The following is a 19,101-nucleotide window of genomic DNA, read 5'->3' on the forward strand; positions in this document are numbered from 1 at the left end:
ATGCCGCTGGGGCGCCGGGCGCCAATGGCTGGGCATGCAAACCCTGCATTTTCTCACGGGTCGTGACAGGACTCCTGGCGGGGCGGTTTCCGGCCCAAATAAAAAAGGACCGCCGAAGCGGTCCTGGAGGCAGGCAGAGGCAGGGGCCGGCGCCCCGCGGCTCAGTGGATCACCATGAGGGTGAAGGGCGGCACATAGGCTTGCAGCGTCACGAACAGGCCCACCAGGCAGGCCAGGGCCACCGAGTGGAAGAACACGTAGCGCAGGATGTCGCCTTCGTGGTCGAACCAGCGGGTGGCCGTCGAGGCCACGACGATCGACTGGGCGTCGATCATCTTGCCCATCACGCCGCCCGAGCTGTTGGCCGCACCCATCAGGTTGGGCGACAGGCCCAGTTGGTCGGCGGCCACCTTCTGCATGCCGCCGAACAGCACGTTGGCCGCGGTGTCGGAGCCGGTCAGGGCCACCCCCAGCCATCCCATCAGGGTGCCGAAGAAGGGGTAGAACACGCCGGTGGCGGCAAAAGCCAGACCCAGGGTGGTGTCCACGCCCGAGTAGCGGGTGAGCGTACCCAGGGCCAGCATCAGCACGATGGTCAGCAAGGAGTAACGCACCAGCCAGATGGTTTTGCCATAGGACTTCACCAGCGCGGGCAGGCCATAGCCCATCACCAGGCCGCCGATCAGGGCCGACAGCAGAATGCCGCTGCCGGTGGCCGAGAGCAGGTTGAACACGTACTCGGCGCTTTCGGCCGTGGGCTTGGGCACCACGGGGGGCATTTTCTCGATCAGCTTGTGCAGGCCGTCAATGGCGAACTTGGGTGAGAAGAGACCGTTCAGATAGGTCTTGGTCACCGGCAGGCCCCAGGCGAACACAAAGGCGGTCAGGATGACCCAGGGTGTCCAGGCCTTGACCACGGCCGAGGTGGGATGCTTGATCGGTGCCACGGGCTTCTGGGCCTGGCCACCGGTGGTCTCATGACCCTTGAGCGAGACCGAGGTCCAGATCTGGGCCGGCTTCCAGAACTTCAGGAAGGTGACCAGAGCGGCCATCGAGCAGATGGCCGCAATCACGTCGACCAGTTCGGGGCCCATGTAGTTCGACACCAGGAACTGCGGGATGGCGAAGCTCAGGCCGGTCACCAGCAGGGCGGGCCAGATCTGCTTCATGCCTTTCCAGCCGGCAAAGGCCCAGATCAGCCAGAACGGCACCAGCAGCGAGAAGAAGGGCAACTGGCGGCCGATCATGGCCGACACGGCGGCCAGATCGTAGTCGTGCACCTTGGCCAGGGTGATCACCGGGGTGCCCAGGGCGCCGTAGGCCACCGGGGCGGTGTTGGCGATCAGGCTCAGGCCCGAGGCTGCCAGCGGCGAGAAGCCCAGGCCGATCAGGATGGCCGCGGTCACGGCCACCGGGGTGCCGAAGCCGGCCGCACCTTCAAAGAAGGCCCCGAAGGCAAAGGCGATCAGCAGCAGTTGCAGGCGTCGGTCTTCGGTGATGCCGGCAATCGAATCCTGCAGCACCTTGAAGCTGCCGTTTTGTTCGGTCAACTGATGCAGGAAGATGATGTTCAGCACGATCCAGCCAATCGGCAGCAAGCCGGTCAGCCCGCCCAGAAAGGCCGCTTTGCCAGCCATCTCGGCCGGCATGCCGAAGGCGAACACCGCGATTGCCAAGGCGCTGAGCAGGCCCAGGCCGGCTGCGATGTGGGCTTTCAGGTGCAGAAAGCCGAGACCGACCAACATCACCACGACCGGCACGGCGGCCAGCAAGGTGGACAGGACCATGTTGCCTGTCGGGTTGTAAACCTGTTGCCAAACCATTTTTGTCTCCTGTTGTTGATGGGGCGGCGCCACTTTATCGAGGTCAACCGCTTTGTGGCTGTCGAGAAGCTGTCACAAGGCCTCAGATCTGATGAAAAAATTTCAATCGGATGTTGCAAAAATTTTTTAAGGCCTTTTCGGGTGGTTTTTGCTGGAAATAAAGAAATTTGGTGTGATTTTGTCAACCGGTGATTACCTGGGGGTGGGTCTTGAAGAAGGCCACCGAACCGACCAGGGCTGTGGCCTGCTGCTTCAGGCTCTGGGCGGCCGCGGCCCCTTGTTCGACCAGGGCTGCGTTCTGTTGCGTGGTCTGGTCCAGTTGCTGCACGGCCTGGCCGATCTGGGCCACACCCAGGCTTTGTTCTTTGCTGGCGGCACTGATCTGGGCCACCAGCCGGGTCACGTCGGCGATCGCGCTGACCACCTCGGTCATGGTCGAGCCGGCCAGCCCGGCCACCTGGGCGCCTTGCTCCACTTGTTCATGGCTGGTCTGGATGAGTTGCTTGATCTCGCGGGCTGCCGCTGCGCTGCGTTGGGCCAGCACCCGCACCTCACCCGCCACCACAGCAAACCCACGGCCCTGTTCCCCAGCCCGAGCAGCCTCGACGGCGGCATTGAGCGCCAGGATGTTGGTCTGAAAGGCAATGCCATCGATGACCCCGGTGATGTCGGCAATCCGGTGGGCGCTTTGCTGCATCTGAAGGACCGAGTTCACCACCGACTGCACGGCCCCGCCAGCCCGCTGCGCCGTATTGGAGGCTTGGTGTGCCACAGCATCGGCGCGCAGTGCGTTGTCTGCGTTGTGCTCCACCGTGGCGGCCATTTCCTCCATCGAGGCCGATGTCTGCTCCAGTGCTGAGGCCTGCTGCTCGGTGCGCAGGCTGAGGTCGTTGTTGCCGGCCGCGATCTCGGCGCTGGCATGGGCCACCCCCTCGGCCCCTGAGCGCACGGTGCTGACCACCTGGGACAGGCGCGCCTGCATGTCGGACATGGCCTGCAGCAGTTCTGCCACCTCATCCCGGCCTGTGGCCCTCAGCGCAAGGCTCAGGTCGCCATCGGCCACGGCGCGGGTGACTTTCACGGCATGGCCCAGCGGGCGTGTGACCGAGCGGCTGAACCACAGCGCACCCACCGCGCTGAGCAGGCACACCAGCCCCATCACCGACAGGCTGATCCAGGTGCTGGCCCGGGCGTGGCTGGCCGCGGCCTCGCCGGATGCTTCGCTGGCGCGCCTGATCAGGGCGGTGGCCTGGTCCAGCAGGCGGGCCGGTTCCCGGTCGATGCCTGTGACCGCTTTGTCGCCAGCAGCGGGGTTGAACTGGGCCTGCTCAAATGCCTGCAGCCCTTGGCGATAGGCCTGCCCCATGTTCTGGTGGGTCTGGCTGAACTGCTCCAGCAGGGCGCGTGCGTCAGCTTGGTCGACCTGGGCGGCCAGTGCGCGTGCGCTTTGCTGAACCAGGGCTTCCTGCTTCTGGAAGGCCCCCCAATAGCGTTCGCGTTGTGCGGGGTCCTGGCCTCGCAGCAGCACGTTCTTCCATTCCTGGATCTGAACCTTGAACTCACTGAGGAGCTGGACCGCACCAATGGCGTTGTCGTGGTCTCTTTGCACCACCTCCCGGTACACGCCGATGGACTGGTTCAGCTGAACCAGTCCGAACAGGGCGGCTGCCAGCAGGGCGGCCAGGGCACTGGCAAAGGCCAGTGGCAGTTTGATGCTCAGGCGCATGGTGCGGTTCTCCTCAAGCTCTGGCGAGAGCCGACTTGCCACCATCCCACGCTGTCTCAAATGCCCGCGCCAGCGAGCTTCATTGTGCAGAAATTAATGAGAAATGGTGCGATCTGTGATGATTCATCCCAGAAAACCCGCCACCAGTGCTGCCAGGGCTTCGGGTTGGTCGTGGTGCAGCATGTGCCCCGCGTCTTCGATGCGGGCCACGCGGCAGTCGGGTACCCGTTGCAGGCGCTGGTGGTATTCATCCAGGGTGTACTGGCCTTTCCACCATTGACCCAGGCTGTCGTCAGAGGCTTCAACCGCCAGCAGCGGGGCACTGATGCGCGCGTAAAGCTCCAGGGCTTCATCGACCCGGTACAACTGCGCGCTGGTGACTTTGTGGGCCGCTTCACCCAGGACCTGCCACTGCGGCTGTCCGTTGGCGCCAGTCACTTCGTGGGCCCAGTGCTGGGCCAGCCACTGGGCCTTGTCGGGGCCCAGGCGGGGGTTGGTCTTCATCAGGCGCTGCGCGACGCCGTCCAGGCCGTCGTAACCCTTCAGGGCCATGGCCCCCGAGTGAACCTTCTTGAGTTCGTCCATCCAGCGGGCATAGCGCCCAGGTGCCTGAGCCGGGCGGGTGGCGGGCATGCCGAAGCCCTCCAGGTTGACCAGGCGGCGGATGCGCTCCGGACGCGCGCCTGCGTACATCATGGCCACATTGCCGCCCATGCTGTGGCCCACCAGGTCGACGGCCTGTGTGCCGGTGTAGTGGTCAAGCAGAAAGTCGAGGTCGCCCAGGTAATCGGGAAAACTGTAGTGGTCGCAGACCGCCCCGGTGGTCAGGCCAAAGCCGCGCCAGTCGGGTGCGATCACATACCGGTCGGTGGGCAGGGCGTCGATCACGAACTGGTAGGAGGCCGCCACATCCATCCAGCCGTGCACCATCACCAGAGGGGTCTGGCCGGCCTGCGGCTCGCCCCAGACGCGCACATGGTATTGAAGGCCCCGGATGGGCACGAATTCGCTGCGGGAGAGTCGTTTGGGCTGGTACATCGCGCGGATCATACGGAACGCGGCAAACGGGCGTCAGTCAACTCCAGGACAAGGTCGTGGCACGGGCCAGCAGAAAATTCTGCCCGCCCGTACACTCTTTGCCGCCGTTGTTCGCCAGGGCTGCCGTTCTTTGGGTGAGCCCATGGCATGCGCCCTCAGCGGCCCAGATTTTCATCAGACAGACCCATCGGAGTTTTCATGAACAAAGTCCAGCTTGGACAAAGCGATCTGCACGTCACGCCCATCTGCCTGGGCACCATGACCTTTGGCGAGCAGGTCGACGAGGCCACCTCTCATGCCATCCTGGACCGCTCATTGGCGGCAGGCGTCAATTTTCTGGACACCGCAGAGATGTATGCGGTGCCCGCCCGTGCCGAGACCTGCGGCGCCACTGAAACCATCATCGGCCACTGGTTCGCCAAGAACCCCGGTGCTCGCCAGCAGGTGGTGCTGGCCACCAAGGTGGCAGGCCCTTCGCGCGGCATGCCCTGGATCCGAGAGGGCGCGGGCATGACAGCGGCTGACATCGCGGCTTCGTGCGACGCGAGCCTGCGCCGACTGCAGACCGAGGTGATCGACCTCTACCAGATCCACTGGCCCGAGCGTCATGTGCCCGCCTTCGGTGCGATGTATTACGACCCCAGCAAGGAGCGCTCGGTCACCTCGATCCATGAACAGCTTGAGGCCCTGGGCCGCCTGGTGAAGGCTGGCAAGGTGCGTTATGTTGGCCTGTCCAACGAGACCCCTTATGGCGTGCACGAGTTCGTGCGCCTGGCCGAACAGCACGGGTTGCCCCGCGTGGCCACCGTGCAGAACCCGTACTGCCTGATCAACCGCAGCTACGAGAACGCCCTGGACGAAAGCTGCCATCGACTGAACGTGTCGCTGCTGGCCTACTCGCCGCTGGGCTTCGGGCTGCTCACCGGCAAATACGACGCCAGTGGTATCGAAGGTCCTGAGGCCCCGAAGGATGGGCGCATCGCCCGTTATGAGTCGATGCGCAAGCAGCGCTGGGGCCGCCCCGAGGCGTTGGAGGCCGCCCGACGCTACAACGCGCTGGCGCGCGAGCACGGCCTCACCCCCACCCAGTTGGCCCTGGCGTTCTGCTACACCAAGTGGCAGGTGGCCAGCACCATCATCGGTGTGACCTCGGTTGCCCAGCTCGATGAAGACCTGGCGGCCTGGGGCACCACGCTGTCGCCCGAGCTGTTGGCAGCGATCGATGCCATCCGCTGGGAGCAGCGCGACCCCGCCATCTGATCAGCCCGGCGGGCAAGGCTCAGGCGGCTGCCGAGGTCAGCGCCCCGGTCCGCCAAGGCGCACCAGGTTCGCCCAGGTCCCAGAACAAGCCGGCCATCAGGGCCAGGCCCTCGCGTGCCACCGAGCCCAGCAGATGCTCGTTCGGGGCGTGCTGTGCGCAGGCCGGGTAGGAATGCGGCACCCACAAGGTGGGCAAGCCCAGACCGTCCGAGAAGATGTCGTTGGGCAAGGAGCCGGCCAGGTTGGGCAGCAGGCTGGCTGGCTTGCCCGTGCTGGCCTGCATCGAAGCCAGGGCCCAGTCGATCCAGGGGTTGTCCAGGGCGAGGCGGGTGGCGGCACAGCGCATGCCCATGTCCAGCCGCACGTCGGTGAAGCCGTGCGCATCCAGGTGCTCACGCAGGTGCTGCTCGGCGTTTTGCCAGTCGGTGCCTACGACAAAGCGCAGCTGGCAGTGCGCCACGGCCGAGGCCGGGATGGCGTTGATCGGCCGCACGGCCGAGCCGGCGCCCAGGCCCAGCACCTCCAGCGTGTTCCAGCCGACCAGGCGCTCGGCCGGCGTCAGGCCCGGCTCACCCCAGCCAGGGCTGAGTTCGGGGTCATCGGTGCCACCGCCCACCGGCAGGTCGAGCAGGGCCTGGCGCAGGCGTTCAGGTGGGGCTGGTGGACGGAGGGCGGCCACGCGCATTTCGCCTTGTGGCCCGATCAGACTGGCCACCGCGTGGCTCACGCGGGTGCCCGGGTTGCTCAACACCCCGCCCCAGTTGCCTGAGTGGTAGGCCCGGGGCCGCGGCTGCACCTGCAGCGAGAAATTGATGGCGCCCCGCGAACCCAGGAACAAGGTGGGGCGCTCGGCATGCACGCGCGGGCCGTCGCTGGCCAGGAACAGGTCGGCGCGCAGGGCCTCACGGTGTTGTTGGCAGAACTCGGCCAGGCCGGGGGAGCCGGCTTCCTCGCCCATCTCCAGCAGCACGGTCAGGTTGTAGCCCAGGCGCTGCTGGCGGGCCTGCAGGGTGTGGGCGAGGGCGCTGAGGTTGATGCTGTGCTGGCCTTTGTTGTCGGCGGTGCCGCGGCCATACCAGCGGTCTCCTTCGACACTCAACTGCCAGGGGTCCAGGCCGTCGCGCCATTGCGGCTTCTGGCCGTTGACCACATCGCCATGGCCATAGGTGAGCACGGTGGGGGCGGCCGGGTCTTCGATGCGGCGGGCCAGCAGGAAGGGGCCCGCACCGGGTACCGGGTTGGGCAGGATCTGCACTTCGAACCCCATCGCCTGCAGCACGGGGCTCATCTCGTCGCTCAGGTAGCCGAGCAGGGCAGCCCGCGAGGCCTCGGTGGCATCGGCCCCCAGATCGCTTTCGGTGCGCCAGGCGACCCGGCGCGCCAGGGTGGCGGCCAGGGCGCCGCTGTCGAGTTCGTGGCGGGCTTGCTGAATCAATTGGTCTCGGGTCATGTCGGGCTTTCGGTGAGGTGGGTGGGCCACCCCGACACCCCGGCGAACACGAGGGTGGGGAGGGTCAGGAGCCGATGTAGCGGTCCTTGCGGTGGTTCATGGTGAGGATCAGGTTCAGCACCACGGCGCCGGCCACTGACAGGGCCACGTTGGGCAGCGGTGCCGTCCACAGGGCCAGCAGCAGGATGGCGCAGTCGATGGCCATCTGGATATGGCCGGCCTTCCAGCCCCGGCTTTCCTGCAGGTAGAACGCCAGGATGCCGACCCCGCCCAGGCTGGCGCGGTGGCGGAACAGCATCAAGAAGCCGACGCCCAGCAGCACGCCGCCGAGCACGCTGGCATAGACCGGGTCGAGCTGCGCAAAGCTGATCCAGTGCGGGGTCCATTCGGCCAGCAGCGACAGCAGGGCCACCGCCACGATCGTCTTGAGCACAAAGGCGCGCTCCATGCGGCGCCAGGCCAGCACGTAAAAGGGCAGGTTCAGCACGAAGAACACCTTGCCGAAGCTGATGCCAGTGGCGTAATGCACGATGAAAGCCAGCCCGGCCATGCCCCCGGTGAGCAGGTGGTCGTGCCCATAGATGGCCACGCCCAGGGCGATCAGCAGGGTGGCTGAGAACAGCGCGAAGGCGTCTTCCGTGAGGCTGTGGGGGGCCACACCGCTGACGGGTGAACTCGGCGCGGGCGCTGCGGCTGGGGGAGATTCGGGGGCTCCCGGTTGCGCCATTGGCGCGGCGATCGGCGCCACTGTCTGGGCAGGTTCTGGTGTGTTCATGGCGAGGATTGTCCGAAAAGTCGTGCACGGCCTGCAGCAAGAGCGAGGCCAGGCCGTGGAAAGCCGGGTAGCAGACCACAGGGCGGTGCCCGAAGGCGTGATCCGGATCAGACTTTGTCGGAAATGCAGGGTTCGGCCTGTCGAGCCGCACCGCTGCCAGAGGGGTGTGCATGCCCGGCATCACTCCAGTGTCAGGTGGGCGCGTGCTGCAGCGGCGCGGAACTGGGTGATCTCTTGCTCCATCAGCCGGGTCATGGTGGCCGGGTCCTGGTACACCGGCTCCAGGGCCTGGGCGCGAAACTGCTTTTGCACTTCGGGCAGGGCCATCACTGCACGCAGTTCACGGCCCAGGCGTTCCAGCACGGGGGCGGGGGTGCTGGCCGGCGCGGCCATGGCGTACCAGCCCTCGAAGCTGGCGTCGGGCAGGCCCAGCTCGGTCAGCGTGGGCACCTGGGGCAGCGAGCTCACCCGGACGCGGCTGGGGGTGGCCAGCGCACGCAGTTTGCCCGCCTTGATCAGGGGGCCGGCACTGGCCACGGTGTCAAAGGTCGCCTCGACCTCGCCCGACATCAGGGCTGTGCTGACCTGGGCGCTGCCCTTGTAGGGGATGTCTTGCAGCGTGACGCCTGCACTCAAGCCCAGCAGCAGGCCAGCCAGGTGGGGCGCGGTGGCACTGCCATAGGTGGCGTATCGCACCGAGCCGGGTTGACGCCGGGCGGCATTCAGCAGCTCCGGCAAGGTCTTGAAGGGTGACTGGGCGGGCACCACCACCACCAGCGGGGCCCGGGCCAGCACGGCCACAGCACTCAGGTCCTTGAAGGGATCGTAGTTCAGCCGGGGCTTCAGGGCCGGGTTCACCGAGAAGGTGGTCGAGCCCGACACCAGCAAGGTGTAGCCGTCGGGGGCGGATCGGGTCACGGCTTCGGTGCCGATCAGGGTCGAGGCCCCGGGCTTGTTGTCGATCACCACTGCCTGACCCAGGCGCGGTGACAGGGCCTGCCCCATGGCCCGACCCACGATGTCGGTGCCGCCACCGGGTGGAAAAGGCACCACGATGCGCACCGAGCGGTTGGGCCAGGGCTCGGCGGTGGCCAGGGCGGTCTGGCTCAGACTGGCGCATCCGGCCAGGGCCAGAAGGGAAAGGGCACAGCGGCGTTGCATGGCATTCCTTTTTTGCCGCGGCAGAGGCTGCGGCGCTCAACAGAGGGGGGATGAAGACTTGCTGGGCTCCATTAGAAGCCGAGTGAGGGTTTGTCAGGGCATGAAACATGCTTGCTCTCATTAGAGAATTCACAAAGCAACGTTGCTTTGATCAGAACGTTGAATGCCAAAGGACCTGCCGTGAAACTGCCCTTGTTCAGCCTGCCCTTGCGCTACTTTGCGGTGGTCGCCCGCACCCGCAGCGTGAGCGAGGCCGCGCGCCAGCTCCATGTCGCGGCTTCAGCGGTCAGCCGCCAGGTCAGCCTGCTGGAAGACGCGTTGGGCCTGGCCTTGTTCGAGCGCGCTCACCGGGGCATGACGCCCACCCCCGCTGGGGAACGCCTGTTGGCCCATCTGTCGTCGGCCACCGAAGAAGGTCAGTTCGTGCTGGAGCAGTTGGGCGGCTTGGCCGGTCGGGTGCGGGTGCGTCTGGCTTGTACCGAAGGTTTCGCCGCGGGCTTCGTGGCCGGCGCATTGCAGTCGTTTCGACAGGCCCACCCAGGGGCCCAGCTGACGTTGCAGGTGGTGGCTCCTGATCAGGTCAATCAGTTGCTGCGCCAGGGCGAGGTGGACCTGGGGCTCAAGTACAGCCTCAGTCCTGAGAAGGAGGTGGAGGTGCTGCACACCGTGCTGGCCCCGGTGCTGGCCGTGATGCGCCCCGCTCATCCGTTGGCGGCCAAGCCCCGTGTGCGGCTGGCCGAAGCGGTGCGTTACCCGCTGCTGCTGGGTGAACCGGGCACCACCAGCCGTCGCCTGTTCGACCAGGGCTGCGCCCTGCAGGGACTGCAATATGCCCCGGCCTTGGTGAGCAACTTCTCGCCCGCCCTGATGTCGATGATGGGTGAGCTGGATGTGTTGCCCGCGGGCTACCTGACGGTGTCGCACGCGGTGGAGCAAGGCCAGCTCAAGGCCGTGCCATTTGCCGAGCCCGGCCTGCAGCAACGGCGGCTGTGCTTGCTGGCACAAAGCGGGCGGCCTTTGCTGCCCCCGGTGCAGGCCCTGGCTGACCTGCTGGTGGCCGGAGTGGGGCAGTTCGGCAAGCGCAAGGTGCGCGCCAGGGCACCGCGCCGCGCGCCGGTGGCCAAGGCGTAACATCTCAACCCTGTTGTTTGCCGGGCCGATGGGCCCGGGACTGTCCATGGCCAAGAAAGAACACGTCTCCGAAACACCCGCCACCCAGTGGCTCAAGGCCCACCGGGTGGCCTACACCGAACACCCTTACGAGTACCTGGAGCACGGCGGCGCCCTGCACAGCGCCGAGGTGCTGGGGCAGGACCCCTACACCGTGGTCAAGACCTTGATCATGCAAGACCAGGATGCCAAGCCCCTGGTGGTGCTGATGCATGGCAACCGCAAGGTGTCGACCAAAAACCTGGCGCGCCAGATCGGGGCCAAGTCGGTGGAGCCCTGCGCACCCGAGGTGGCCAACCGGCACAGCGGCTACCTGGTCGGGGGGACCTCGCCCTTCGGAACGCGCAAGCAGATGCCGGTCTACATTGAGGAAACCATCCTGGGCTTGCCCCGCATCTGCATCAACGGCGGGCGCCGCGGGTTTCTGGTCGGCATCGACCCTCAGGTGTGCGTGGCTCAACTGGGTGCCCGGCCGGTGCAGTGCGCGCTGGCAGAATGAGCGTCTTGGACCTGAAACGGGCGCATCTGCGGCCGGCTCAGGGCTTTTTGCAGATAGCACAGAGGTAGAACAAGTTGGAGATTCTTTACACACTGGCGGCCACGCTGTTGGCCTACCTGCTCGGCTCGCTGTCGTTTGCCGTCATCGTGAGCCACGTGATGGGTCTGAATGACCCGCGTACTTACGGCAGCAAGAACCCCGGCGCCACCAATGTGCTGCGTTCGGGCAGCAAGGCTGCAGCCATCGTCACCCTGTTGCTGGATGCCTTGAAGGGCTGGCTGCCCGTGGTGTTGGTGCGCTGGTACGGCCGCCACTGGGGCCTGGACGACGGGACGGTCGCGTTGGTGGGGCTGGCGGCCTTTCTGGGCCATCTGTACCCGGTGTTCTTCCGCTTTCAGGGGGGCAAGGGCGTGGCCACGGCGCTGGGGGTGTTGTTCGGCGTTGATGCCGTGCTGGGCCTGGCGGCCGGGGCGATCTGGTTGCTGATGGCGGTGCTGTTCCGCTATTCGTCACTGTCGTCACTGACGGCGGCCGTGGCGGCTCCGCTGGTCTATGTGCTGGCCAGTGGCACGGCCTGGTATGCCGAGACGCCCGAGTTGCTGGCCCTGGTGGCCATGGCCGCTTTCCTGGTGTATCGGCATCGTGAGAACATCCAGCGCCTGCTGGCAGGCACTGAGTCACGTTTGGGGCAGAAGAAGAAATCCTGAGGCCCAGGGCCTGGTGCCTGGAACCCGTCAGCCGCAGCCTGTCAGTAGCTGCGTGGCTGTTGCGAGCGGGCCACCGAGATCATGACCGCGTGGTTGATCATGAGTTTGACGGCATCGGAGGGCACGGCGGCCTGGATGCGTTGCTCGCCCAGGGCAATGTTGCGCAGACGAGGGTGCGGGTAGGGCTCGCCCCGCGGGTCGATCAGGCTGGCTACCAGGGGTTGGTTGAGTTGCGCGGTGCGCCTCAGCACCACGGCCAGGTCCTGGTTGTCGAGCCTCACGTAGGTGCCTGGCGGGCACAGGCCCACATGCCGTACCAAGGCCTGGGCCACGTCGTCATGGCGCCCCTGACTGGCACTGATGACCGCGCGCAGCGAGTCGGTCACGCTGCGACCCGGACGCGAGCGCCGCGGGCTGATCATGGCCGCATAGCGGTCGGTCACCTGCAGGATGTGGGTCAGGCGCAGCATCGGGTCGGGCGCGCTGCCGGGCAGCGTCATGGGCAGGTTCTCGTGGTGCGAGGCCACGATGGCCAGCCAGAGTTCATCCTTGATGCCCACGCGGGCCAGCAGCATGCAGCTTTTGACCGAGTGGGCGTCGATGTTGGTCTGCTGCTCGACCGAGGGGCGCGTGGTCTGTTCGGCCAGTTCGTCCTGCAGCGCCGTCATCGAGATGTTCATCGTCAAGGCGGCGGCCACCAGACTGTCGCGTTGCCCGGCGGGCAGTTGCAACTCGAGGGCGATGATGTGGCAAAGCGCCGCGCACACCAGGGAGTGGGTGGTGCTGTAGCCTGCGATCGAGGTGCCCGCCATCTGGAACAGCAGGTATAGCGCGGTGTCGGCATCCTGCTCGAGCAGTTCCTGCATCCAGCGGTCGTGCTGTCGAAGTTTTTGATGAAAGCCTTCAACGTTGTCGGGCACGGCCAGCAGCATGCCCAGCCCGGATTCCAGGTCGCTCCATTGGCTCAGCAGGTCCTCATAGCTTTCGCTCGGACCCTCCTGGGCCAAGTGCATGGGCAGGGTGTCGCCGCTCACAGCCGCTTTTCCAGCACCATCTGGTCACTGACCCGGTGCATTTGGAACCGATTCAGGAAGCTGTTGCCCAGCAGTACCACCGGCATGGCCATGGGGGTGACAACCGCCTCCACATCAAATACTTCAACATCGCCGACGCGCACGCTTTGAAGCTGGATGCGCCAACCCTGCGCCGTGCCGTTAGCCGTCTGCATCTGTACTGGCTGTCCACCGAGAAAGGCCAGTCCCATGCGTTCGGCGTCCGCGCGGCCGATGGACACCACCGTGGCCCCTGTGTCGATCACGAACTGCATGATCTGGCCGTTGATGGCGCCTTGGCTTTTGAAATGTCCGGCACTGTCCGAGGTCAGGGTGATTTGCTTGCCATTGGCCGGGCGCGCCGCCGCGCTGCCGGGCTTGAGCTGCACCGGCGACTCGCCCAGTCGCAGGGTGAAGCGCTGGCCGTCCTGCTCCAGTACGGCGCTGTCCTTGTCAAGGGACACCAGCCGCACGCCCTGAAAGGTCTCGCCCAGGGCCACGGCCTTGGGGGCGGAGGCCCCCACCAGCAACAAAGCTTTTCCACCGAGGATGCCGGACAGGACCACCTGGCCTGTCGCCGGCAGGCACAGGCCCAAAGCCAGCCCCGCCAGGGCCAGGCCGACAAGTCGGGGCCTCAGTGAGGGGGGCGGCATGAACCGGTGGGGCATGCGCAGAGGATCAGTCGCGGAAGTTGTTGAAGTCGACCGGGATGTCGGTGATGTCTTTGCGGATCAAGGCCATGGCGGTCTGCAGGTCGTCGCGCTTGGCGCCGGTGACACGCACGGCATCGCCCTGGATGGCGGCCTGAACCTTGAGCTTGCTGTCCTTGATCAGCTTCTGGATCTTCTTGGCAGCCTCGGATTCGATGCCATTGCGCACTTTGACCACCTGCTTGACCTTGTCGCCGCCGATCTTCTGGACCGCGCCCTTGTCGAGGAAGCGCACGTCCACATTGCGCTTGGTCAGCTTGTTGCGCAGGATGTCTTCGACCTGGTCGAGCTGGAACTCGGCGTCGCCGAACAGGGTGATTTCCTTGTCCTTGAGTTCGATGGCGGCGGAGGTGCCCTTGAAATCGAAGCGGGTGCTGATTTCCTTGGCCGCGTTTTCAACGGCATTTTTGACTTCCACCAGATTGGCTTCGCAGACGGTATCGAATGAGGGCATGACGGGATGAACCAGGGCAAATGAGACAATATCGCCGATGTTAGTCGAGAAAAATGTCCCGCTCCAGCCTTACAACACCTTCGGGATCGTGGCCCGTGCCCAGACCCTGGTGCGCGTGCGCGCCCCGGCGGATCTGGCGGAGCTGATGGCCGACCCCGAACTGGGCCCAGCCCCCAAATGGGTGCTGGGTGGGGGCAGCAACATCGTGCTCACGGGCGATGTGCGCGATGTGGTGCTGAAGATGGAGATCAAGGGCCTGCGCGTGCTGGACGAAACGCCCCGCGCCTGGATCGTCGAGGCGGGCGCTGGCGAGGCCTGGCATGACACCGTGGCCTGGACCCTGGACCAGAACCTGCCCGGCCTGGAGAACATGGCCCTGATCCCGGGCACCGTGGGCGCCTCGCCGGTGCAGAACATCGGCGCCTATGGCGTTGAATTGCAGGACCGCTTTGAATCACTCGATGCGTTTGATCTGCTGACCGGGCAGACCTTCAGCCTCGATGCTGCCCAATGCGCCTTCGGCTACCGCGATTCGGTGTTCAAGCACCGGGCGCCCACGTCGCCGCAGGATGCCTCGCTGCCCCTGGGGCTGGGCCTGGCCGGCCGGGCCGTGATCACCCGGGTGCGCCTGCGCCTGCCCAAGCCCTGGAAACCCGAGCTGGGCTATCTGGATCTGGAGCGACGCCGAGTCCAGGCCGGCATTGAACAGCCCGAGGCGCGGCAGATCTTCGACTGGGTGTGCGACATCCGCCGCAGCAAATTGCCCGACCCGGCTGAGGTGGGCAATGCCGGCAGCTTTTTCAAGAACCCCTCGGTCACCCCCGAACAATGTGCCGACATCATTGCCCGCGAGCCCCGCATCGTGCATTACCCCATGGCCGATGGCAGCATCAAGCTGGCGGCGGGCTGGCTGATCGACGCCTGCGGTTGGAAGGGCAAGTCGGTGGGCAAGGCGGGGGTTTATGACAAGCAGGCCCTGGTGCTGGTGAACCGTGGCCAAGGTGCCGACAGCGTGACCGGCGGCGAGGTGATGACGCTGGCACGCGCCATCCAGACCAGTGTCTATGAACGCTTCGGCATCCGGCTGGAGCCCGAGCCCGTGGTGATCTGAACCCCGGGGCCCGGGCCGGTGGGGCCGGTTCAGGCCACCATCTTCTTGAGCGAGGCGATCACGGCCGGGCCGTTGAAGGGCTTGACGATCCAGCCCTTGATGCCGGCGGCTTTGCCGCGCTCTTTCATGGCGGGTGAGTTTTCGGTGGTCAGCATGATGATGTTGACGTTGCTGTTCTTCAGCTCGCTGCGCACTTTTTCGGCCATGGTCAGGCCGTCCATGTTGGGCATGTTGACGTCGCAGATCACCAGTTTGAGGGCTGGATCGGCCTGGAGCTTGCTCAGGCCGTCTCGGCCGTCGACGGCCAGGGACACGCCCAGGCCATTCGATTTGAGGAAGTCGCCGACTTCGTTGCGGACAGTGCTCGAATCATCGACCACGAGGATTTGTGCCATGGGGGCTCCTGGTTCAATCAAAACAGTTCAAGTTCGCCCACGCCCTGGTCGGCCGGGGCGGGGAGTTGGAAGTCGAAGTCGAGGTCTTCGGACTCGCTCACACACAAGGTCAGGTATAGCGGTGGTTCACCATCGAGCAGCAGTTGAAAGTGCTGCAGATGCCCCGCCTTGAGGATGCCAAGGTGGCGGGTGCAGTGGCTTTCGACGATGTGGGGGGTGGACATGCCCACCCAGGCGTACAGGCCACCCAGGTCGCGGTTGACGCTGCCGCAGCACAGGTTGCCGGCCTCGCAGACGGCATCCAGAAAGGCCTGGTGGGACAGGTCTTCTGCGTTTTGGCGGCTCAGGCCGGCGAAATGGCGACGCAGGGCCGGGGTGTCGCTGAAATAGACCACGACGAGCATGCGAAACAACAGCGAGGCCACGCTCAGCACCACGGCGTGACTGGCCGGGGGCTGGCGCCAGGCCGGGACGGCCGACAAATCGGTGACCACGTCCCCCGGCTTGACCAATGAGGCCCTCATGCCCTGCATGACCATGCGATCGAAGCCTGCTTTGGCACGTTGGCTGATCATGCGCAAGGCTCCTGCGCACTTTGCAGCCCGTCGACCAGGCCCAGGATCTTGCGGTTCTGCAACTCCAGCCCGGTGACGGCGCCCACGATCATCTTGCCGCCGGCCTGCATGTCCTGGAAGGTGGTGGTGGTGATCAAGTCGTTCTCGTACAGGCTGCTGCGGAAATCCTGGGCCAGCTTTTCGGCGCGCACCGACAGTGAGCGCATCTCGTCGGCCACGACCGCAAAGCCGCGACCCATGGTGCCGGCGCGCGCTGCTTCGATCGAGGCGTTGAGCGCCACGATCACCAACTGGCGCACGATGGAGGCGAATTCGTCGTTCTTGTTGTGCATGGCCCGGTTGTGGCCGAGCAGGAAGTCCATGCTGGCGTGCCAGCGTTCGTAGGTTTTGCCCACGTTGCGCAGCTCGGTGATGGAGCGGTCCAGCGTGTTGCACTGGGTGGCGATCTGGGTCTGAGACTGGCTGGCCTGCGCTTGGCTGTGCGTCAGGCGCAGCTGTTGTTCGCCGATCAGTGCCTGCTGGCGGGTGTCCCATTGCCGTTGCGCATCGTGCAGGCGCTGCTCCAGGGCTTCGATCTGCTCTTGCAGATCGTCGATCCTGGCCTGGGCGCGCTGCTTGCTGTCTTCCATCAGCTGTCGCGGAACCATGGTCTGCAGGGTGGCGTTCAGCCTGTGAGCACGCCAGCCCAGCAGCAGGCTCAGCACGATGGCGCCCAACAGCAGGGTCATCATCAGTGTGGTCGTCATCTCGCGTACCTTTTCTTGCTCAAGCGGTTTGCGGTCGTTGTTGCGTCATGGCGTACACACCCAGTGAAGCGGGGAGGTGGATCCGGGTCTCGAAGGGCACGTATTCGCGCTGGGTCGCCTCGGACAAAAGGTGCAACTCGATGCGACCACCAGCTGATTCGACAAACATCTTCACGGCGTCCATGCCGACGCCTCGCCCCGACACCTCGGTGACTGCGCTGGCCGTGGAGAAGCCGGGGGCGAAGATCAACTGGGCCAGATCCTGGGCTTCGGGGTGTTGGCTGGCATCGAGCAGGCCTTGTTCGATGGCCTTGGCCCGAATGCGCTGCAGGGCCAGGCCTTTACCATCGTCGCTCAGCACCAGGTGCAGACCTTGGGCGTCCAATTGCAGGTTGATCCGGATGGTGCCGGCTACCGGCTTGTCGGCGGCGATGCGGTCCAGGATGGGCTCAATGCCATGATCCAGGGCGTTGCGCAGCAGGTGCATGAACACATTGCGCAACAAGGGGCCGGCCTCCGGCCGCAGCAGCACGCCGTGATCGGCCAGGGCCAGCTTGGGCGCCTCCTTGCCCAGTTCGAGGGCCAGCGAGGGCAGCGATTCAAACACGCTGGACAGTGTTTCCTGCAGCGATTTACTGCCCAGGGTGGCCAGGCGGCTCTTGATGTCTTGGATGGCCTGTGCAGCGGCGCTCAGGTCGCTGGTGTCCACGCCCTCCAACATCTGCAGCGTGTGCTGTATTTCGGCCTGCGAGACGGTGTGGCTGGTCTCATTGGCGGTATTTAGGCCGCGGCTGAGCTTGTCGGCATTCAGGGTGGCGTATTCCTCCAGCGTGTTGCGGGCCTGGGCCAGTTCACTCAGATAGCGCTCGTTGTCCCATTCCAGGACTTCCTGCTGGCGCAGGTCGTCATAGCTTTGTTCGGCCTGGTGCAGCACGTCGGTCAGGGTGTTCAGACCGTAGGTGCGCGCGTTGCCCTTGACGGTGTGCATGTTGCGGAACAGAAGCCCCAGTTGCTGGCGCCGCGTCGCGTCGTCCTGGCTGGCGGCGGTTTCGAGGGTTTGCTGGTTCTGGTCGAGGAACTGGCGTGCACTGGCCAGGAAGCCATTGAAGCGGTCTTGTGGCACCGACAGGATTTCGCCGATCATGGCGAGTTCGCGTTTCTGGGCGTCGGCCGCCTTGGCCAGGGATTTGAGTTCGGTCACGTCTCGCACGCACAGCAGCAATCGTTCGGTGGTGTCTTGCTCGTTGGTGATCGGTGACCAGATCAGGTCCAGGATCTTGATGCGGCCATCGGGCAGCGTTTTTTCGACCTCGCGGGGCAGCAGGTGGGCATTGAAGTCGAAATTCATGCGGTCTTCGCCGATGCAGGCGGCTACGGCAGCTTCGACCTGCGAACGGGCATCGGCACCCAGGTTCACGCCTGAAAAGATCACCTCGAAGAAGTCGCGCCCGGCGATGTCTTCTGTCTCCAGCACGGTGCTCAGGAAGTCAGAAAACTCGGGGTGGATGGTGTTGCCGTTTTCGATCGTCAGAATGCCCTGGGGCACGTTGTGCAGCATGGCGTGGATGTCGGCAGTCTTCTGGCGCACCAGAGCGCTGCTTTCCTCGATCTTTTCGATCATGGTGTTGAATGCGGCGATCGAGCGCCCCACCTCATCCTGCCGGGTGACGGGCAGGCGGTGCGTGTAGTCCTGGCTGGTCGCGATCTCGGTCATCTTCAATTCCATGTCCTTGATCGGGTGGACCACCTGGCGGTACAGAATGCGGCCGATGGCCACCAGCAGCAGCACGGCCAGCACGGTGGCGATGGTCAGCGTGGTGGTGGTGCTGGTGAGGTGGCTGTTCATGCTCTCGATGGCCGCATCTTTGCTGCGGCGCTTTTCGATCTGCAGGGTGTCGAGCAGGGCACCTTGTTCGCGCAGGTACTGGTCGACCGTGGCACCCATGTTGGCCTCTGCCATGTCCTTCATGCCCTTGAGCTTGAAGTTGGCGGTGTCGTCGATGGCGCTGAAGTAGTTCTTCAGGCTTTCTGCGGCCTCTTTGACCAGCCCTTTCTGGGCACTGCTGTCGGCCATCTGAAGCTGTAGGTCCAGTGCCTTTTGCAGGATCTCCTTCTTCTGGGCCAGTTCGTCTCGGGTGCGGGCGACGGTCTGCTCATCGGGGGCGGCCACCATGCTCATGGCGGCCATCTGCACATCCTTGAGCTGGCCCTGCAACTCCACCGAGTGCAGGGCGCTGGGCACCACGCCCTCGGTCACGCTGCGCACCTCGGAGGCACTGCCGTGGGACTGGAACACGGCAAAGGTACCGATCGAGCTGAGGGCGAGAAAGGTCAAGGTGATCAGCAACACGATGCGTTGGCGGATGTTCATGGCGGTGTCTTTCGCGATGGGCGGGGCACCGACCGCTCGATAGCAGCTTGTGGCTGTTGCGTTCGGCGCGGTGGTGAC

At 65.2% G+C, this 19,101-nt stretch carries 18 protein-coding genes; 5 read left to right on the forward strand and 13 right to left on the reverse strand.

The genetic code is table 11. The features are described 5' to 3' along the window. Positions 1-161: 161 nt before the first annotated feature. From AC07VS_RS03910 to AC07VS_RS03920, 3 genes are all read right to left on the reverse strand, one after another. Positions 162-1,823: an L-lactate permease gene (locus tag AC07VS_RS03910; protein ID WP_492346963.1), complete on the reverse strand. Its 1,662-nt coding sequence runs from the start codon at positions 1,821-1,823 to the stop codon at positions 162-164. 181 nt (positions 1,824-2,004) lie between these two features. Continuing rightward, the gene (locus tag AC07VS_RS03915; RefSeq protein ID WP_494750253.1) at positions 2,005-3,549 is read right to left on the reverse strand and encodes a methyl-accepting chemotaxis protein; all 1,545 of its coding nucleotides are present in this window, start codon (positions 3,547-3,549) and stop codon (positions 2,005-2,007) included. A gap of 123 nt (positions 3,550-3,672) precedes the next feature. Then, positions 3,673-4,587, reverse strand: coding sequence for an alpha/beta fold hydrolase (locus AC07VS_RS03920; RefSeq protein ID WP_494750254.1), 915 nt, complete (start codon positions 4,585-4,587; stop codon positions 3,673-3,675). A gap of 198 nt (positions 4,588-4,785) precedes the next feature. Here AC07VS_RS03920 and AC07VS_RS03925 point away from each other — a divergent pair, with 198 nt between their 5' ends. Continuing rightward, a complete protein-coding gene (locus AC07VS_RS03925) occupies positions 4,786-5,847 on the forward strand; it encodes an aldo/keto reductase (RefSeq protein WP_492346966.1) in 1,062 nt (353 codons plus the stop codon). Positions 5,848-5,866: 19 nt separating this feature from the next. On the opposite strand, the gene AC07VS_RS03930 is transcribed toward AC07VS_RS03925, so the two are convergent. The 3 genes from AC07VS_RS03930 to AC07VS_RS03940 all read right to left on the reverse strand — a co-directional run bounded on the left by AC07VS_RS03930 (position 5,867) and on the right by AC07VS_RS03940 (position 9,233). Continuing rightward, positions 5,867-7,297, reverse strand: coding sequence for a M20 family metallopeptidase (locus tag AC07VS_RS03930; protein WP_494656473.1), 1,431 nt, complete (start codon positions 7,295-7,297; stop codon positions 5,867-5,869). 64 nt (positions 7,298-7,361) lie between these two features. Further along, positions 7,362-8,072, reverse strand: a complete 711-nt coding sequence (locus AC07VS_RS03935) for a YitT family protein (RefSeq protein ID WP_494750255.1) — start codon at positions 8,070-8,072, stop codon at positions 7,362-7,364. 180 nt (positions 8,073-8,252) lie between these two features. After that, complete coding sequence (locus AC07VS_RS03940) at positions 8,253-9,233, reverse strand: Bug family tripartite tricarboxylate transporter substrate binding protein (RefSeq protein WP_494750256.1); 981 nt, start codon at positions 9,231-9,233, stop codon at positions 8,253-8,255. 180 nt (positions 9,234-9,413) lie between these two features. Here AC07VS_RS03940 and AC07VS_RS03945 point away from each other — a divergent pair, with 180 nt between their 5' ends. The 3 genes from AC07VS_RS03945 to plsY all read left to right on the forward strand — a co-directional run bounded on the left by AC07VS_RS03945 (position 9,414) and on the right by plsY (position 11,609). Next, a complete protein-coding gene (locus AC07VS_RS03945) occupies positions 9,414-10,364 on the forward strand; it encodes a LysR family transcriptional regulator (protein ID WP_494656475.1) in 951 nt (316 codons plus the stop codon). Positions 10,365-10,410: 46 nt separating this feature from the next. Continuing rightward, positions 10,411-10,902 (forward strand): Cys-tRNA(Pro) deacylase, encoded by a 492-nt coding sequence (gene ybaK, locus AC07VS_RS03950; RefSeq protein WP_019577626.1) that lies wholly within the window; start codon positions 10,411-10,413, stop codon positions 10,900-10,902. Positions 10,903-10,976: 74 nt separating this feature from the next. After that, positions 10,977-11,609, forward strand: a complete 633-nt coding sequence (gene plsY, locus AC07VS_RS03955) for a glycerol-3-phosphate 1-O-acyltransferase PlsY (RefSeq protein WP_494750257.1) — start codon at positions 10,977-10,979, stop codon at positions 11,607-11,609. A gap of 41 nt (positions 11,610-11,650) precedes the next feature. On the opposite strand, the gene AC07VS_RS03960 is transcribed toward plsY, so the two are convergent. The 3 genes from AC07VS_RS03960 to AC07VS_RS03970 are packed head-to-tail and all read right to left on the reverse strand — an operon-like array spanning position 11,651 to position 13,825. Next, the gene (locus AC07VS_RS03960) at positions 11,651-12,643 is read right to left on the reverse strand and encodes an HD-GYP domain-containing protein (protein WP_492346972.1); all 993 of its coding nucleotides are present in this window, start codon (positions 12,641-12,643) and stop codon (positions 11,651-11,653) included. After that, complete coding sequence (locus AC07VS_RS03965; protein ID WP_494750258.1) at positions 12,640-13,314, reverse strand: retropepsin-like aspartic protease family protein; 675 nt, start codon at positions 13,312-13,314, stop codon at positions 12,640-12,642. Before AC07VS_RS03965 ends, AC07VS_RS03960 begins: the two co-directional genes overlap by 4 nt. A 25-nt stretch (positions 13,315-13,339) precedes the next feature. After that, positions 13,340-13,825, reverse strand: a complete 486-nt coding sequence (locus AC07VS_RS03970) for a YajQ family cyclic di-GMP-binding protein (RefSeq protein WP_019577630.1) — start codon at positions 13,823-13,825, stop codon at positions 13,340-13,342. A 37-nt stretch (positions 13,826-13,862) separates the two neighbouring features. Between AC07VS_RS03970 and murB the strand changes: the two genes are divergently transcribed. After that, entirely contained in the window at positions 13,863-14,936 is a 1,074-nt protein-coding gene (murB, locus tag AC07VS_RS03975; RefSeq protein ID WP_494656477.1) for a UDP-N-acetylmuramate dehydrogenase, read from the forward strand. 29 nt (positions 14,937-14,965) lie between these two features. Here murB and AC07VS_RS03980 read toward each other — a convergent pair whose 3' ends face one another. The 4 genes from AC07VS_RS03980 to AC07VS_RS03995 are packed head-to-tail and all read right to left on the reverse strand — an operon-like array spanning position 14,966 to position 19,023. Next, a complete protein-coding gene (locus tag AC07VS_RS03980) occupies positions 14,966-15,331 on the reverse strand; it encodes a response regulator (RefSeq protein WP_494656478.1) in 366 nt (121 codons plus the stop codon). 17 nt (positions 15,332-15,348) lie between these two features. Then, positions 15,349-15,906 (reverse strand): hypothetical protein, encoded by a 558-nt coding sequence (locus tag AC07VS_RS03985; RefSeq protein ID WP_494656479.1) that lies wholly within the window; start codon positions 15,904-15,906, stop codon positions 15,349-15,351. Continuing rightward, the gene (locus AC07VS_RS03990) at positions 15,903-16,652 is read right to left on the reverse strand and encodes a methyl-accepting chemotaxis protein (RefSeq protein ID WP_494750259.1); all 750 of its coding nucleotides are present in this window, start codon (positions 16,650-16,652) and stop codon (positions 15,903-15,905) included. Before AC07VS_RS03990 ends, AC07VS_RS03985 begins: the two co-directional genes overlap by 4 nt. 19 nt (positions 16,653-16,671) lie before the next feature. Next, complete coding sequence (locus tag AC07VS_RS03995) at positions 16,672-19,023, reverse strand: ATP-binding protein (RefSeq protein WP_494750260.1); 2,352 nt, start codon at positions 19,021-19,023, stop codon at positions 16,672-16,674. Between the last annotated feature and the right edge of the window lie 78 nt (positions 19,024-19,101).

The organism is Curvibacter sp. GW821-FHT01G03 (assembly GCF_059422285.1).

What these genes read in the sequence shown, in the direction of transcription:
- AC07VS_RS03915 (WP_494750253.1), bottom strand. Translation starts at nt 3,549, where the DNA reads ATGCGCCTGAGCATCAAACTGCCACTGGCCTTTGCCAGTGCCCTGGCC.
- AC07VS_RS03930 (WP_494656473.1), bottom strand. Translation starts at nt 7,297, where the DNA reads ATGACCCGAGACCAATTGATTCAGCAAGCCCGCCACGAACTCGACAGC.
- AC07VS_RS03910 (WP_492346963.1), bottom strand. Translation starts at nt 1,823, where the DNA reads ATGGTTTGGCAACAGGTTTACAACCCGACAGGCAACATGGTCCTGTCC.
- AC07VS_RS03920 (WP_494750254.1), bottom strand. Translation starts at nt 4,587, where the DNA reads ATGTACCAGCCCAAACGACTCTCCCGCAGCGAATTCGTGCCCATCCGG.
- AC07VS_RS03965 (WP_494750258.1), bottom strand. Translation starts at nt 13,314, where the DNA reads ATGCCGCCCCCCTCACTGAGGCCCCGACTTGTCGGCCTGGCCCTGGCG.
- murB (WP_494656477.1), top strand. Translation starts at nt 13,863, where the DNA reads ATGTTAGTCGAGAAAAATGTCCCGCTCCAGCCTTACAACACCTTCGGG.
- AC07VS_RS03935 (WP_494750255.1), bottom strand. Translation starts at nt 8,072, where the DNA reads ATGAACACACCAGAACCTGCCCAGACAGTGGCGCCGATCGCCGCGCCA.
- AC07VS_RS03940 (WP_494750256.1), bottom strand. Translation starts at nt 9,233, where the DNA reads ATGCAACGCCGCTGTGCCCTTTCCCTTCTGGCCCTGGCCGGATGCGCC.
- ybaK (WP_019577626.1), top strand. Translation starts at nt 10,411, where the DNA reads ATGGCCAAGAAAGAACACGTCTCCGAAACACCCGCCACCCAGTGGCTC.
- AC07VS_RS03980 (WP_494656478.1), bottom strand. Translation starts at nt 15,331, where the DNA reads ATGGCACAAATCCTCGTGGTCGATGATTCGAGCACTGTCCGCAACGAA.
- AC07VS_RS03990 (WP_494750259.1), bottom strand. Translation starts at nt 16,652, where the DNA reads ATGACGACCACACTGATGATGACCCTGCTGTTGGGCGCCATCGTGCTG.
- AC07VS_RS03995 (WP_494750260.1), bottom strand. Translation starts at nt 19,023, where the DNA reads ATGAACATCCGCCAACGCATCGTGTTGCTGATCACCTTGACCTTTCTC.
- AC07VS_RS03985 (WP_494656479.1), bottom strand. Translation starts at nt 15,906, where the DNA reads ATGATCAGCCAACGTGCCAAAGCAGGCTTCGATCGCATGGTCATGCAG.
- AC07VS_RS03925 (WP_492346966.1), top strand. Translation starts at nt 4,786, where the DNA reads ATGAACAAAGTCCAGCTTGGACAAAGCGATCTGCACGTCACGCCCATC.
- AC07VS_RS03970 (WP_019577630.1), bottom strand. Translation starts at nt 13,825, where the DNA reads ATGCCCTCATTCGATACCGTCTGCGAAGCCAATCTGGTGGAAGTCAAA.